The sequence below is a fragment of the Brevibacterium rongguiense genome (assembly GCF_009857845.1).
In the GTDB taxonomy this organism is placed as follows: domain Bacteria; phylum Actinomycetota; class Actinomycetes; order Actinomycetales; family Brevibacteriaceae; genus Brevibacterium; species Brevibacterium rongguiense.
On the sequence record NZ_WWEQ01000009.1, the window covers coordinates 25592 to 39582 of the forward strand.

Sequence of the window (13991 nt, forward strand, 5' to 3'; positions counted from 1 at the left end):
CGGCAGCAAGGAGAAGCGAACACCGGTGAGTAGTATCGAACGGCCACGACCCGAACGAGGGGCCATCATTCCCGCTGCCGACGGTGAGCCGCTGGTCAGCGTCATCATCGCGGTCTACAACGACGAATCGCACGTCGCGGCGGCGATCGGCTCGGTGCTCACCCAAACGCTGAGCGCAGTCGAGGTTCTTGTCGTCGACGATGGTTCGTCCGACGCGTCGTTCGCAGTCGCACAGCAGCTCGCAGCGCGCGACCGTCGTGTGACTGCGATTGCGCTGCCGAAGAACACCGGAAGCGCCGGGGCGCCTCGAAACCTGGGCATCCAGCGCGCCCGCGGTCGCTACGTCATGTTTCTGGACAGCGACGACGCACTTGAGCGCCACGCTTGCGCGAACGTGGTTCGGGCCGGCGATCGTGATGGCTCTGACCTCATCATGGGTCGCACGGAGCGCTTCGATACTGCCCGCCAGAAGACGACCGGATGGTACTCGCGGCTCTTTGGCGAGGCCCGCACGCTTGCCTCCATCGAGGAAGATCCCGAGCTCATTCGCGATACTTCGGTTGCGAAGGCCTGCCGCACCGAATTCCTGCGCGCGAATGATCTTCGCTACCCAGAGGATATTCACTACGAAGACTTGGTCTTCGCCGCAGCCGTGCAGATCGCCGCCAAGGGCATCACGGTCATTCCCGAGGTCATCTACACGTGGAATACCTATCCAACGGCCATGCGCAAATCGATCACGCACCAGCGCGACACCCTGCACAATGTCCGCTCACGTGTTGCAGCAGTCCAGAGGGTCCTGGACATCATTCGCGCGCACGATGCGCCCGCTTTTCTGCGCGAGGCGTACATCAAGATCATCGTGCACGATACGCGGCTGTTCATCAATGACATCGCTGACAGCGATGACGACGATTTTGCGCGACAAGTGCTCGCTGAACTCCAGCCGCTTATTCGACTTGTCCCGGCCGAGGTCACTGCAGAACTCGATTATCAACAGCGCTTCGGCGCAGCCGCGATTCTCTCCGGACAGCCGAACCTCGTGCGCCATGCCGCGCGAATGCTGCGCCACGAGACGGACCTCGCCGGTGTGGTCGAGGTGTCGGGCCACATCCTGCTTTGGGAACACGAAGCCCTCAGCACATCTCCAGCTCCGACGCTCGCGCTGAACCTCGCAACCGCACAGCTAGCAGAAGTCGCGGTCCCGTGGCCGAACGCACGCTTCGCACATCGCATCGAATCGCTGCACCGTGCGACGGATGGCCACTCCCTCACCATCGTCGGCACGACCGATGATCCACTCCGTGCGCTGGTCGCGGCTCCCGACCTCAGTTGGACACTGCGCGTTGTGGAACGCACCGGTCTCCGGCGCTCCTGGACGGCTCCGATCAATGCGCAGTGGGACTCAGCGCATGCGCGCTATGAGTGGAATACAACCCTTTCGTTGCCCGGCGACGCGGACTTCCTGTCGCTTCCGCGCCTGACATTGCGCGTCGACCTACGGAGCGATGAGGTGGTCAACACCTCCGGCATCTTCATCACCAAGAAGATCAAGCTCGCGCAGAAGAGGATCGGGTTCTCCTCGCGCCTCAGCCGAGTGTTCAATGCAAAGTACCGGCCCTATAAGACGGTGGCGAATACGCTCGCCCTGCGCCCCGCAAAGGTCAGGTCGCAACGCGCTCGCCTGCGGGCGTTGCTTGCACCGGTCACCTCGACCGCGCGGGCCGCTCACGCAGCGAAGGCCCTGCCGCTGAAGGATCTCAACGGCTCGTTCGCTGCGGCTGCGTACCGGCTCTTCCGGTCGCTGCCGCTCAAGAAGACTCAGGTGTTCGCAGAAGCTCAAATGGGGCGATCCCATGGTGACTCGCCGGGCGCGATTGCCGCAGCACTTGAACGGCGTGCGAGGCACACGGTCCTGTGGTCAGTTGACCAGTCGGCGAACAGCAGCTGGGCCGGCGGGCGGTCGAACACCGTCATTCGCGGTTCGCTCGCCTACCTGTGGGCCTTGGCCCGAAGTGCCTACCTCATCGACAATCAGACCCTGCCCGCCGTCTTCAGGAAGCGGCCCCAGCAGACCTACGTGCAGACATGGCATGGCATCCCGCTGAAGAAGATGGGACTCGATCAGCCCGAATACGCCTATGCCTCGCCTCAGAAAGCTGCGGATCTCACTCGGCGCACCGCGTATTGGGATTACCTCACTGTGCCGTCCGAGTATTTCGAGCGCGTATTCGTTCCGGCATTCGATGTGAAAGCCACGCTGCTGCCGCACGGTACCCCTCGCAACGACGTGCTCGCACGGACCGACGTCGCCGCGACGGCGGCGGCGAAAGCAGTGCTCGGTCTCGACACCACTCGTCGCACGGTGCTCTACGCACCCACGTTCCGCGATACCGAGCGGGGCCGTATCGAGATTCCGCTCGACCTTGACGCCTGGGTCGAAACAATGTCAGAAGACACACAGCTCCTTCTTCGCTGCCACTACCTGAACCGCATCTCGGTACCCGCTCGTATTCGTCCTCATGTGGTCGATGTGTCTTCTATGCCCGACGCGACGTTGCCCATGCAGGCCGCCGATCTGCTGGTCACCGACTACTCGAGCATCATGTTCGACTACCTTGCCCTAGACCGGCCGCAGGTGCTCTACGCCTATGACCTGGAGCGGTACGAGAAATCGGTGCGCGGCACGTACTTCAGCCTCCGCGAACATGCGCCCGGCCCCCTCGTCTTCGAACAACAGCATCTGCAGGAGAAGGTAAGAAGCTGCATGGACTCCGACTCCTACCGCCGGCAGCGCCACGCCTTCAGAGACACATTCGCGGGCAAAGAACCCGGGGATGCGTCGGAACGGACGGTGGATACCGTGTGGGGAGCACGCTGACGATGTCACAGCATATTGACAAGGTCGTTGTGATGGGCAACGACATCGACCGGCTCGGCGGCATCGGTCGTTTCATGCACCGCCTCAGTCTCGAACTGTTCAACCGCGGACACACCGTTGAACTTGTCGGAGTGGCCCCGGCACCTGCTGGTCACTATCAGCCGATGGACCGGCCGCAGCAGATCACGGAGCGCACACTCATGTCGTCGCAGATTCCGGAAGCCTGGACGCTCAAGACGCTGGAGCACCGGCTGAACCCTGCACGGCGGCTGCGCTACTCGCGTCGCATGAGACTGCGCCGTGAGGCGGTCGACAAGCTGCGCGAACTCCTGCCTCAATGGGGCCCGAACACCGTCATCATCTGCACGCAGGTCTACGGGATGGAGCACATGATCGAGGCGGGCTATGACCCCGCCAATCCGCAGCACCCCCGCGTGATCGGGCAGTACCACGGGTCCGCGCGCGAGGCCAAGGCCATTGGCGATATGCGACGCGTCCTGCAGTCCTACACGGGCGTTGATCGCTTCATCTGCCTCTCCGCCGCAGACGCGCAGGAATTCGCCGCGGCGGGGCTCAACAACGTGGGATGGATTGCGAATCCGGTCGCACTGCCCACACACGATGCGCCTGCACGCAGGAAAGTCTTCGCGTCGCTGGGCCGCTACGACAAGATCAAGTCGCTGGACTATTTCCTGCGCGCCTGGGCCAGCGTGGCCGACCAACTGCCGGAGTGGTCAGCAGAGCTCTACGGTGAGGGGCCGGAGCGAGAGGCACTCGAAAGCCTGATTCGCGAGCTGAAGATTCCACGCGTGACGCTCATGGGCAAGACCGACGACGTGGGCAATGCGCTGTCCTCGTCGAGCGTCCATATCCTGTCCTCGCAGAACGAGGGGCTTCCCATCGCGATCGTAGAAGCCGGGCTGTTGGGAGTCCCATCGGTTGCCTTCGACTGTGCACCCGGCGTCCACGATCTGATTGATGATCAGGTGGATGGGTTCATCGTCACTCAGAACAGCGTCGCTGAACTCGCTGACAGAATGAGGGCGCTGGCTCAAGACGACACCCTGTTGAGTGCATTCTCACAACGGATAGCCGAATCGTCGAAGCGCTACCTGCCGGAGAACGTGGTTGCACAGTGGGAAGAGGAGCTGCGGGAACTCACATTCTGAGGCGACTTACGACAGACTCCCGCGCACACCGCCAATCTGAAGGACGAGTGCCCCTATTCGCTCCCGACGGAAACGGTGCCTACCTTGATTCGCCGTTGCAAGCGGGAGCCGCGGAAGCGCACATACACAGCGCATGAACCCTCTGCACTGTCGGGCAGAACACCTGCGGGCACCACGAACCGGTAGGTAGCGGGAGCGGCCGAATCGCAGCGTTTGGCTACGACGCGCAACCCATAGCGGTGGCCCTCGGAAACGACATCCGCGACGAGTTCCGCGGTGATGGGCTGCGCGGGATCCTCGTGGAGGACGACCGTATAAGCAGTGCCTCCGGCGTTCTCCCGCTCCTGTTCGACTCGCACAAGCTGCGGCTTCGGGGGCTCCGGCTCCGCGGCCTCCTTGTGTTTCCAGGCGGTGTCGATTGCCTGCTTCCACGCTTGGGCGATCCTCGCGTCGTCGAAGTCGCGCGCACGCGCCACGGCGGCGCTACGGAGGGCTGCGACCTCCTCTTCCGGAAGCCCGAGGAAGTGATCGACTGCTGCGCTAAGCGCTAGGGGTTCACCATCGGGTACGAGGAAGCCGTTCCGACCGTGCTCGATAATGTCGCTTGGGCCGTACCTCACGTCATAGGCAATGGGAATACACCCCTGAGCCATGGCTTCGACCAGCACAAGCCCCATCCCCTCGGCTCGGCTGCTGAGCATAAGGAACGAATGGTCCCGCAGCTGCGCTTGGACATTCGTTGTATAACCTCTCACGTGCACGGCAGACTCAAGGCCCAACCGCGAGACCATCTCTTCGAGGTCACCACGCAACCGGCCCTCCCCGAAGATGTCGAGAGTGACCTGTTCCCCGGCACTACCGACGACGCCGGCTACGGCTTCGATCGCATGGTCGACGCGCTTGCGCGCATCCAGGCTTGCGAGCACGATGCCGCTCCCCCGGCGCCGGGTGTCCGCGTCTGCGGCAGGCAAGGAGGTGAAGGCGCGCGAGTTCGGCAGCACAACCCGGTTCGGCTCCTCCCCGAACGCCACCTCGAATTCCGACTTCTGCTGTTGCGTCAGGAAGGCGAGAAGATCGAACGCCTCGTTGTTTTCCAGCATCTTGATGCGCGACGGCGTAAACGGTCCGTAGAGCGACGTCGCGCCGGGCTCCAGGTGGCTGTTATGGAGCACTTGGCACAGCAGCACGTTCCTACGCCTATAGGAATGCACCCACGCACCCACTGTCTTCGATTCGTTGATGAGTACCGCCGGGGTCGCTCCCATGAGATGGTCGAACCACGCGAAGTAGAAGTTCCGCATGCGCTTGTATCGCGCGAGTATCCTCCCCTCGTGGGAGAACACCGTGATCACGCGACCCTCCCGGCGATCATCCAGCACCGCGATGCTGCCGTCGGGACGATCGAACCGGACAACGGACACCGTCGACCCGTCACGCCACTCTGTCCGACCCATGCCAGTCGGGGTTCCTGGAGGCGTGGGCAGATCGGCGGGTGACCACCGCTCTTCGGGCTCTAGCGGTTCTCCGAACCACGCTCGGAGCTCGTCGTCGTCTGCGGCTAAGAGCTCCTGCCACAGGCCCCGGATCGTTGACTTCGAACCGAGAGCACCCGCCTCGCGCAGTCGCTGATTCTCCTGCGTCACATCCAGGGCTGGGTCTAGCGTCAGAATCTCTACGGGCTTGTCCAGGTATTCACCGAACGTCCCCGATCTGTGTAGGAGGACACTCGTCATGCCGCCGTAGTTGCGGGGGATCCCCCACGTGAGGTCGTAGAACGCCAGATCGGGAACGCGACCGGGAGTGCGATCCTTCGCCCACATCGACGTCAGGCGTGCGCGCGTTGCGCTGAAAAGGTTCACGGGTTTCGTTCTCGTTCTCAGATCACCGGCGGTCGGCCGTGTACGGACATGGTGAGCAGGCCCCTGCTCGAGAGCTTGTGAGGTTCCTCATCGTCTGCCCAAGGATCATCGCGCCATCCGTCTTTCCACCCGTTGAACCAGGGCTTGAGCTGTTCGGGGCTCTTGCGCCAGCGCAGTGTCTGCACAGCTGTCCACGATCCCACGTAGGCCCAACTGAATGGCCAGGGTAGGTTGCGGCGAGCCAGCCACACGCGATTACGCGCATTCATGTAGAAGTACTCCGCGTGCCGCTTGGGGTCCATGACCGGGTGCGCCACGGTGAGCTCGCCCATGTACCACACCTGGTAACCGGCGTCCCACACTCGCCATGCGAGTTCAATGCCCTCATGGGCGTACCAGAACGGCGCGGGCCAACCCCCTGCACGGTCGTAGGCCTTCCGCTGCAGGCACACCGCACCCTCCCACACAGAGAAGACGTTGGACGAATGATCGGGGCTGCCCTTGCGCAGCCGCGGAATCCAGCGCTTGGGCGCATCGTCGCGGGTGGGATCTGCGACACGGGGCTGGATGAGACCAATGCTGGGCTTCGTGCGCATGAGCTGGGCCATCTGCATGAGCGTGGTGTCGTCCGGCAGCCACGCATCATCATCCAGGAAGAACAGGAACTCGCCGTCCACGTACTGCACGCCCTGATTGCGACCTGCGGGAATGCCCACGTTCTCCGGCAGCATGACGGTCTTGACGGACCCCGGCAGGCCCACGGGGTCCCACCCGTTGCCCACGCAGACGACGTCAAGTTCCACGCCCTTCTGTGCGAGCAGCGATTCCAGGCCGCGGCGAAGATCATCAGGGCGCTTGCCCTGCGTGAGCACCACCACGCCGAACGAGTACTTGCGCCCGTTGCGGGGGCGCTCTGACTGGGCGGGTTCGTGCAGGAGCGTCGCGCGGGCCATGCGCTCGGCGCGCCGGCGCTCGCGCGCGCTTTGGCGCACCGCATCGTATTCGCGCTGCGCTCTGTCCTCCGCGGTCGGAAGGATTTCATGCGCCGTGGAGTGTGCGGGGTCGAGGTCGTTCAGCTCAGGGTCATTGGGCATGTCAGCGCAACCGCCTCGACGCCATGATGGAGACGAAGTGCCCAACGACGGCCAAGGCACACAGTGGCACCATCGCCACCACGAGCAGGCGTTCGCCCAGCAGCGGCGGACCACCAACTGCACCGGATACAAGACTCACCACGGCCGCAGCAACCGCGAGGATGGCATCTCGACGGAATGGAAGATCCGGTGAAAGGGCACGAACCGCGCGGCACGCTTGAGCTTCGCGAGGAACCCGGAAGGAATGCCCGTGGCTTCCGCACTGTCCGGCAGCTTGTCCAGGCCATTGAAGGCGCGCGCGACGTGCACCATGTCGTTGAGCGCCTTGTTCAGCAGCACCAGCGAGCAGAGCACTGCACCGCCCAGCAGATAGGGATACGCGACTCCCGGCGCCGCGTGCACGAGGCTGAGATGGCCTACGGCGCGGGCACCGAGCGCAAAGGCGACAAGCCCTTCGGTCGTATAGTGGCCCACCTTGTCGAGGAACACGCCCTTGGGCCCCTGGGTCCCACGCCAACGGGCGACTTCTCCGTCACAGCAGTCCAGATACATCTGCAGCTGCGAGAAGAACAGAGCAAGGATCGCCCCCCATATCCCTGGCAGCAAGAGGGCCGCGGCGATGCACCAGCCGGAGAGGATCATCAGCCCAGTGACACCGTTGGCGCTGATGCGCGTGCGCACCAGCAGAACGGTGGTGTAGATCGAGATGTGGCGCAGGTAGAGCTGAGCCGTCCAGTGCTCCGCGTTCTTCCGCGAGCGCACCTCGGGCGGCTGCGCCACAGCCCGCAGCTGGGCGAGCGTAGGACGCGCGGGCCGATCGCGTGTACTCAGCACGGCGTCTCCTTCGTTGACGGGGGCAAACGGCACAATGATCGGCGCCAGTTTACTTCCCGTTCATAAACGGGACAGCGGATTCGACTGTGACATCGATTCCTGAGAATCGACCCGAAGGGAGCGCGTCAGCTGCGCGCAGACAGATCGTTTTTGATCTGGGTCGTGGAGATCTCCGGGGTGCGCGGAAGGTAGATGACCTCGCAGGCATCCTGCAGGTCATCGAACTTTCCGGCCCAGTCGTCGCCCATGACGAACTTGTCGATGTGGAAGCGCTCGATGTCATCGCGCTTCTGCTCCCACGTCTCCTCCGGGATCACGAGGTCGACATAGCGGATGGCCTCGAGCATGTTCTTGCGGTCCTCATACGAGAAGTACGACTTCTTGCCCTTGCCCGCGTTGAACTCGTCGCTCGACAGCGCGACCACGAGGTAGTCCCCCTGCGCCTTGCAGCGCTGGAGTAGCCGGATGTGACCGTAGTGGAGCAGGTCGAACGTGCCGTAGGTGATGACACGGCGCATAGGTACCGTCCTCTGAGTTGTAGAGCATGCTTGCGACGCGGATACGAAGCCGCGCGATACTGAGACCACCAGATTAACCCGCAGTTCACCTGGCGGCCAAGATTCACGCCCGCGCCGAGGGCTGAGATGCGGACTGAACCGACGATTCCCTGGCGGAAACGAACCGTTCAGCTGCGCTCAAAACCACCGAAGATCGCGTTGCGCTCTTGGACCACCCGCGTGGCCGCCTCCTCAAACCTGCGCTGCTGCTCACCCGGCCGCGTGTCGCCCAGGTAGTACTCCGCAGCCTCGACCAGCCCCTCGGCCTGCGGCTCACGCAGGAGCACGCGGATCACCGCCTCGGCGGCATCGGGGGCGCCGGCTTGCACGCTGGGAACCCGGGTGAACAGCCCGTCAGGCTGCACCTCGGCGCGCGCATCCGCAGGTTTCACGAGCACCAGCGGCTTGCCCGTCGTCAGCCAATCGAAGGCGAGCGATGACATCTCCCCCACGCACGCATCGGCGACCTCGAACTGCCACCCCACGGCAGAGCCCTCATCCACGAGCGAACCCGGAGCGTCCGCGAGCAGCTCCACAATCGCGCGGTGGGCCTGGGTGAAGGCCGGCCTGAGCACGCCCGTGCGCGGGTGCGGCCGGTAGATCACGCGCGCCCCCTCGGCCAGCAGACCCCTGACGATCGCCTCACCGGACGCGGGCAGGGCCCCATACGCCATGGCAGGCGAATCCCCCTCCCACGTGGGCGCGTAGAACACGATGGGCGCGGCCCGCCGGACCGCGGACTCCCCCTCCCCCGCCAGGTCGGTCCACGCGGCGGGCACCCGCACGGGCCGGTCGAGCTGGGGGCGGCCCACGTCGAACAGGCGCTCGGCCGGCAGGCCGACGAGCGCGCGCTCGATCCGCTCGCGCGCCGCCCGCCCCGCCGTGAACACCGCGTCGTAGGCCTTGAGCTGATTGGAGATCATCGAGGACTTCTCGCTCTCCCCGTGGCTGAGGTGCACGTGGGCCGGCCGCGGATAGCGCAGCCCCTGGAAGTTCAGCGTCGACTGATTGACGTAGAAGACCGCGCGCAGGCCCGGCTGCGACATGAACGCGTCCATGCCGGACACCAGGCGGGAAAACCGCACCGGCAGGCTGGTCTGCGCGGCGATCGCCGTGGCGTTGCGCGCCGATCGGCACAGGATGCCGAACGGCTCCGCCTCCGCCGTCTGCTCGCGCAGCCGCTCGGCCAGCCGCTCGAACGACCACAGCCACTGCTCGAGCTGGTAGAGCGACGAGTGATCCGCCGCGAAATACGCGGCGGCGACGAACCGATCGCCCCGATGCGGTGCGAACCGCGGGCTCAGCCGCTCCTCCGCGAACCGGTCGCTGACCACGCCTCCCACCACGCGCGAACCGCTGCGCGCCAGGTGGCCCGCCCTGCTCACCGCGCCCGACAGGGTGCGTCCGATACTGCTCATGCTGCTCCTCCGGGGATCACTCGCGCCGCGCGATCGTGCGCACCGCCCATAGGTTCGCGGGCGCCGGCACCGCCCGCGGGGGCGCCGAACACCTCCTCGTAGCGCGCATCGCACGCGCTGGGCTCCGGGAACCACGGCCGGACATCCCAGGACCGGGCGGCCGGGTTGGGCTCGTCGACGAGGCACGTGCCCCCCGCCCAGATCTCCACTCGCCCGCTGGCGCGGTCGTAGGCGACACGGGTGAGCTTGTCCCCCAGCTCGAACACGTGGGCGTGAACGTGGGCGGCAACGCTCATGGCGCCCGAACCGGCACCGTGGACGAAGACGGCGCAGCCGGCCGCGCGCAGCTCATCGGCGCGGCGGTGGAAGGCCGTCCAGGCATCCGGGCGGCTGCGGCGCAGGGCCGCAAGGTCCGGCACGTGCTGCACGGGCGTGAGCAGCCGATGCCTGAGCACCTGCTGGTCCGCGAAGTGCAGGTACGGGTAGCGGTTGTCCCCCAGGACGGGCTCGTCCGCCTCCCCGCCGCCGGCGGGCCGCTCGTTGAGGATCATGACGCCCATGGCGCACGGCTGCGCGTCGCCGAACACCTCGCGGGCCGCCCGCCGGTCCGCCGCGTACTGCGCCTGGACCTGGGGAAGCCGCACCGAGGTGGGATCGGGGATCGCGTGAGTGTCCACGCAGGCAGTATAGGAGCCGGGGCTTGACCGCCCCTTGGCCGCCGGGCGCTGCGAGCCCGGGGGACAGCCCCCCTCACCCCGGGCCCGAGGCGAGGGTCCGGGCGGGGCCGGCCCGCACCTCGGGCGCGGGGCCGGGAAGCAAACGGCGGGCGAGCGCGTTGCCGAGAAGGGGCGATCCGCCCCGCACCGACGATCCGACGAGGAGCGCAATGGAATTCCGGTACCTGGGCAACAGCGGCATGAAGATCTCCGAGATCACCTACGGCAACTGGCTCACCCACGGCTCGCAGGTGGAGAACGAGACCGCCACGAAGACCATCCACGCGGCCCTCGACGCCGGCATCACGAGCTTCGACACCGCGGACGTCTACGCGAACACGAAGGCCGAGCAGGTGCTGGGCGACGCCCTGGCCGGCCAGCGCCGCGAGTCGCTTGAGATCTTCACGAAGGTCTACTGGCCCACCGGCCCCAAGGGCCACAACGACGTGGGCCTGTCGCGCAAGCACATCCTCGAGTCCATCGACGGCTCGCTGCGCCGGCTCGGCACCGACTACGTCGACCTCTACCAGGCCCACCGCTACGACGTGGAGACCCCGCTCGAGGAGACCATGCAGGCGTTCGCGGACGTGGTGCGCGCGGGCAAGGCGCTCTACATCGGCGTGAGCGAATGGACCGCGGACCAGATCCGCGAGGGCCACCGCCTCGCCCAGGAGCTGGGCATCCAGCTCATCTCCTCGCAGCCGCAGTACAACATGCTCTGGCGCGTCATCGAGGCCGAGGTGGTGCCGGCCTCCAAGGAGCTGGGCGTCTCCCAGATCGTCTGGTCGCCCATGGCCCAGGGCGTGCTCACCGGCAAGTACAAGCCCGGCCAGCCGCTGCCGCAGGGCTCGCGCGCCACGGACTCCACCGGCGGCGACAACGCCATCAAGCGCTACCTGGACGACGAGACGCTCACCCAGGTCCAGAAGCTCCAGCCCATCGCCGATGACCTGGGCCTGACCATGGGCCAGCTCGCGATCGCGTGGGTGCTGGCCAATGACAACGTCTCCGCGGCCCTCGTGGGCGCCTCCCGGCCCGAGCAGATCGAGTCGAACGCGAAGGCCGCCGGCGTCAAACTCGAGGCCGATGTGCTCGCCAAGATCGACGAGGCGATCGGCTCGCTGGCCAAGACCGACCCCGCGCTCACCGTCTCCCCGGAGGAACGGCCCGTCTGAGGCTGCGCGGTGCGCACAGCGGTGTGAGGCTGCGCGGCGCGCACACCGGTGTGGGGCCACCGGGGTGCACACCGGTGTGCGATCAGCGACGCGCGGTCACCGGCCGCCGCCCACCGTTCAACGGTGGGCGGCGGCCGGTGGGCGTTTTCGGGTAGACGAGCGTGCGTCGGCAATGGGCGCGCGGGTGCTGAGCACTCGATGGCAGGGGGATGCTGAGCGCTCGGCGGCGCGGGGGTGTGGGCGTCTGACACAGGCTGTGGCCGAACCGGCACACGGGCGCGCCCACTGGCGCTTCTGCTTTCGGTTGACTGGGTCCTGCGAATGGGCTCAGCAGCAACGGGAGGACAGCACCCATGCGACCGATCGACCGCGACCTCTACGGGATACCTGCACTGCCGGAACACGACCGCATCCCCGCCCCCGCGCGCGCCGTGCGCGGCCCGCGCGGGCAGTGGCCGACGGGTGACGGCGGCCCCGGTTCTCCCGCTGGCGGGCGCCCTGCCAGTGGGCGTCTTGCCCCCGGTCGCGGCAGGGGACGCGAACGGAATGTGTTGCCGGAGGACGGTAGGCCTGCGCTCGGCCGGCCCGCTGGCGAGCATTCCGGAGGCGAGGAGGCACCCGGCTCCGAGCGCGCGAGCTCGGGGAGCCCCGGGCGCACCCGCCCGGGTGACGATGGCGGTCAGCCCGCACGCCCCTCGGGCCGCGCCACCGGCCTCACCGCCACCGGCCCCACCGCTGCCGAGCCCGCCGCCGAGGCACGGTCCAGCGAGGGCCTGAGCGGGTCCGACCATCGCCCCCAGTGGCGCAACATCGAGCGCAGCGCCGTCACCGCGCGGCGCGTCGCAGCCTGCTGCGCGCTGCTGGGCCTGGTGCTCATCGCCCTGCTGGGCTTCATCCTCATGCGCGTCATCTGAGCCGAGCGTCGCAGCCCGCGAGGACCGTGGCAGTCGCATGCCCGGCCGCAGGGGCAGCATCAGGCGGCGAAGAACCACTCCGGCAGGTGGTGGAGGGCGAAGTCGCGGGTGAGCGGCGCGAACTGCCGCCGGTCGTCATCGGCCGGCAGCTCGGCGGGGAACCAGCCCGCCGCTGCGATCTCCTGGTGCACCGCGGGCGCCGCGACATCCAGCCCGGCCGGTGTCCCCCGATAGGCGAAGACGGTGCCGGTGACGGTGAAGCCGGCCTCATTGGCCGCGGCAGCCGTCCACGTGCCGAGCTCCGCGAGCCGCCCCGGCTCCAGCTCGACCCCCAGCTCCTCCGCTGCCTCGCGGAGAATGGCATCGAGCATGCTCTCGCCCGCAGCGGGCTTCCCACCGGGCAGCATGAAGGCGCTCGTCCCCCGTTTGCGCACCATGAGCACCTCGCGGCGCCGCGGGTGGGCGATGAGGACGGCCGCCACGACGATCGTGCGCTCGCCCGCCAGGCGATTCTCCTGACCCGCCATTCCATTCTCCTTAGGCACCCGGGCATCCTCCTCGCTCACCGGTACGTGCTCCCTGCGCACCCACAGTCTCCCTGCGCTCCCACAGTCTGCCCTCCGGCCGCCGCGCTCACCGCGGGAAGCGGCCCGAGACGCCGCGCCGCCACGAGTCCATGAGGTGGGTGTCGATGAGGCCGGTGGCCTCGAGCAGCGCGTGCATGGTGGTGGGCCCCACGAAGCGGAAGGAGCGCGCCCGCAGCGCCTTCGACAGCGCGGTGGATTCGGCGCTGACCGTGGGGATCTCCGCGACCGTGCGCGGCTCGGGGCTCACGGCCGGGGCAAACGACTCGATGAACGCCACGAGGCCGCCGTCCGCGCGCAGCTCGATGGTCCGGCGCGCGTTGTTCACCGCCGATTCGACCTTCCCGCGGTTGCGGATGATCCCGGGATCGGCCAGCAGCTCGTCGATCTTCGCGGCATCGAACGCGGCGACCGCGTCCACGTCGAAGTCCGCGAAGACCTGGCGGTAGCGCGGCCGCTTCTTGAGGATCGTGAGCCAGGACAGGCCCGCCTGGGCGCCCTCGAGCACGACGCGCTCGAACATGCCGGCCTCGTCTTCGACCGGTTCGCCCCACTCGGTGTCGTAGTACTCGAACAGGAGCGGGTGGCCGTACGCCCACGGGGTCCGCGCCCGCCCATCGTCCCCGGTCACGGCGCCCAGGGGGCGGCCGGGCTGCTGAGTCTGGTCCGCTGTCTTCTCCATCGCCTACCAGTGTCCTCTCCTGCCCGCTGCGCGCCACGCGGGGCTCCCACCCCGTGCTGCGCGGGGCTCCTGTCCCGCACGTCGCCCGCCCGCGGGGTGGGCCGAGTC

The 13991-nt window shown here is 67.0% G+C and carries 11 protein-coding genes and 1 pseudogene; 4 read left to right on the plus strand and 8 right to left on the minus strand.

Annotation, left to right across the window (positions count from 1 at the left end; genetic code table 11):
* The first annotated feature begins 25 nt into the window (after window positions 1–25).
* A complete protein-coding gene (locus tag GSY69_RS03450; protein ID WP_160952492.1) occupies window positions 26–2881 on the plus strand; it encodes a CDP-glycerol glycerophosphotransferase family protein in 2856 nt (951 codons plus the stop codon).
* Between the two features lie 32 nt (window positions 2882–2913).
* Entirely contained in the window at window positions 2914–4050 is a 1137-nt protein-coding gene (locus tag GSY69_RS03455) for a glycosyltransferase (protein ID WP_160952493.1), read from the plus strand.
* A gap of 53 nt (window positions 4051–4103) precedes the next feature.
* Here the strand turns inward: GSY69_RS03455 and GSY69_RS15130 are convergent, their stop codons facing one another.
* The 6 genes and pseudogenes from GSY69_RS15130 to GSY69_RS03485 all read right to left on the minus strand — a co-directional run bounded on the left by GSY69_RS15130 (window position 4104) and on the right by GSY69_RS03485 (window position 10489).
* Window positions 4104–5909 (minus strand): glycosyltransferase, encoded by a 1806-nt coding sequence (locus GSY69_RS15130; RefSeq protein WP_160952494.1) that lies wholly within the window; start codon window positions 5907–5909, stop codon window positions 4104–4106.
* Window positions 5910–5926: 17 nt separating this feature from the next.
* Complete coding sequence (locus tag GSY69_RS03465) at window positions 5927–6862, minus strand: glycosyltransferase family 2 protein (protein ID WP_160952528.1); 936 nt, start codon at window positions 6860–6862, stop codon at window positions 5927–5929.
* Between the two features lie 142 nt (window positions 6863–7004).
* Window positions 7005–7834: pseudogene (locus tag GSY69_RS03470) on the minus strand (CDP-alcohol phosphatidyltransferase family protein).
* A 128-nt stretch (window positions 7835–7962) separates the two neighbouring features.
* The gene (gene tagD / locus GSY69_RS03475; protein ID WP_160952495.1) at window positions 7963–8355 is read right to left on the minus strand and encodes a glycerol-3-phosphate cytidylyltransferase; all 393 of its coding nucleotides are present in this window, start codon (window positions 8353–8355) and stop codon (window positions 7963–7965) included.
* A 167-nt stretch (window positions 8356–8522) separates the two neighbouring features.
* Window positions 8523–9812: a CDP-glycerol glycerophosphotransferase family protein gene (locus GSY69_RS03480; RefSeq protein WP_160952496.1), complete on the minus strand. Its 1290-nt coding sequence runs from the start codon at window positions 9810–9812 to the stop codon at window positions 8523–8525.
* On the minus strand, window positions 9809–10489 hold the full coding sequence (locus GSY69_RS03485) for a hypothetical protein (RefSeq protein ID WP_160952497.1): 681 nt from the start codon (window positions 10487–10489) through the stop codon (window positions 9809–9811). Before GSY69_RS03485 ends, GSY69_RS03480 begins: the two co-directional genes overlap by 4 nt.
* A gap of 209 nt (window positions 10490–10698) precedes the next feature.
* Between GSY69_RS03485 and GSY69_RS03490 the strand changes: the two genes are divergently transcribed.
* Both GSY69_RS03490 and GSY69_RS03495 read left to right on the plus strand, forming a co-directional pair.
* Window positions 10699–11703 (plus strand): aldo/keto reductase family protein, encoded by a 1005-nt coding sequence (locus GSY69_RS03490; protein WP_160952498.1) that lies wholly within the window; start codon window positions 10699–10701, stop codon window positions 11701–11703.
* A gap of 551 nt (window positions 11704–12254) precedes the next feature.
* Window positions 12255–12617 carry a hypothetical protein gene (locus GSY69_RS03495; protein WP_160952499.1) on the plus strand — a complete coding sequence of 121 codons (363 nt, stop codon included), beginning with the start codon at window positions 12255–12257 and terminating at the stop codon, window positions 12615–12617.
* A 59-nt stretch (window positions 12618–12676) separates the two neighbouring features.
* Here the strand turns inward: GSY69_RS03495 and GSY69_RS03500 are convergent, their stop codons facing one another.
* Together GSY69_RS03500 and GSY69_RS03505 are read right to left on the minus strand one after the other, a co-directional pair.
* Window positions 12677–13144, minus strand: coding sequence for an NUDIX hydrolase (locus GSY69_RS03500; RefSeq protein WP_160952500.1), 468 nt, complete (start codon window positions 13142–13144; stop codon window positions 12677–12679).
* A gap of 106 nt (window positions 13145–13250) precedes the next feature.
* Window positions 13251–13883, minus strand: coding sequence for a DNA-3-methyladenine glycosylase I (locus GSY69_RS03505; RefSeq protein WP_160952501.1), 633 nt, complete (start codon window positions 13881–13883; stop codon window positions 13251–13253).
* Between the last annotated feature and the right edge of the window lie 108 nt (window positions 13884–13991).

Bases quoted from the DNA above. Each gene is read 5' to 3' on its own strand.
- GSY69_RS03455 (WP_160952493.1), top strand. From the start codon at position 2,914: ATGGGCAACGACATCGACCGGCTCGGCGGCATCGGTCGTTTCATGCAC.
- GSY69_RS03465 (WP_160952528.1), bottom strand. From the start codon at position 6,862: ATGGCCCGCGCGACGCTCCTGCACGAACCCGCCCAGTCAGAGCGCCCC.
- tagD (WP_160952495.1), bottom strand. From the start codon at position 8,355: ATGCGCCGTGTCATCACCTACGGCACGTTCGACCTGCTCCACTACGGT.
- GSY69_RS03480 (WP_160952496.1), bottom strand. From the start codon at position 9,812: ATGAGCAGTATCGGACGCACCCTGTCGGGCGCGGTGAGCAGGGCGGGC.
- GSY69_RS03490 (WP_160952498.1), top strand. From the start codon at position 10,699: ATGGAATTCCGGTACCTGGGCAACAGCGGCATGAAGATCTCCGAGATC.
- GSY69_RS03500 (WP_160952500.1), bottom strand. From the start codon at position 13,144: ATGGCGGGTCAGGAGAATCGCCTGGCGGGCGAGCGCACGATCGTCGTG.
- GSY69_RS03505 (WP_160952501.1), bottom strand. From the start codon at position 13,883: ATGGAGAAGACAGCGGACCAGACTCAGCAGCCCGGCCGCCCCCTGGGC.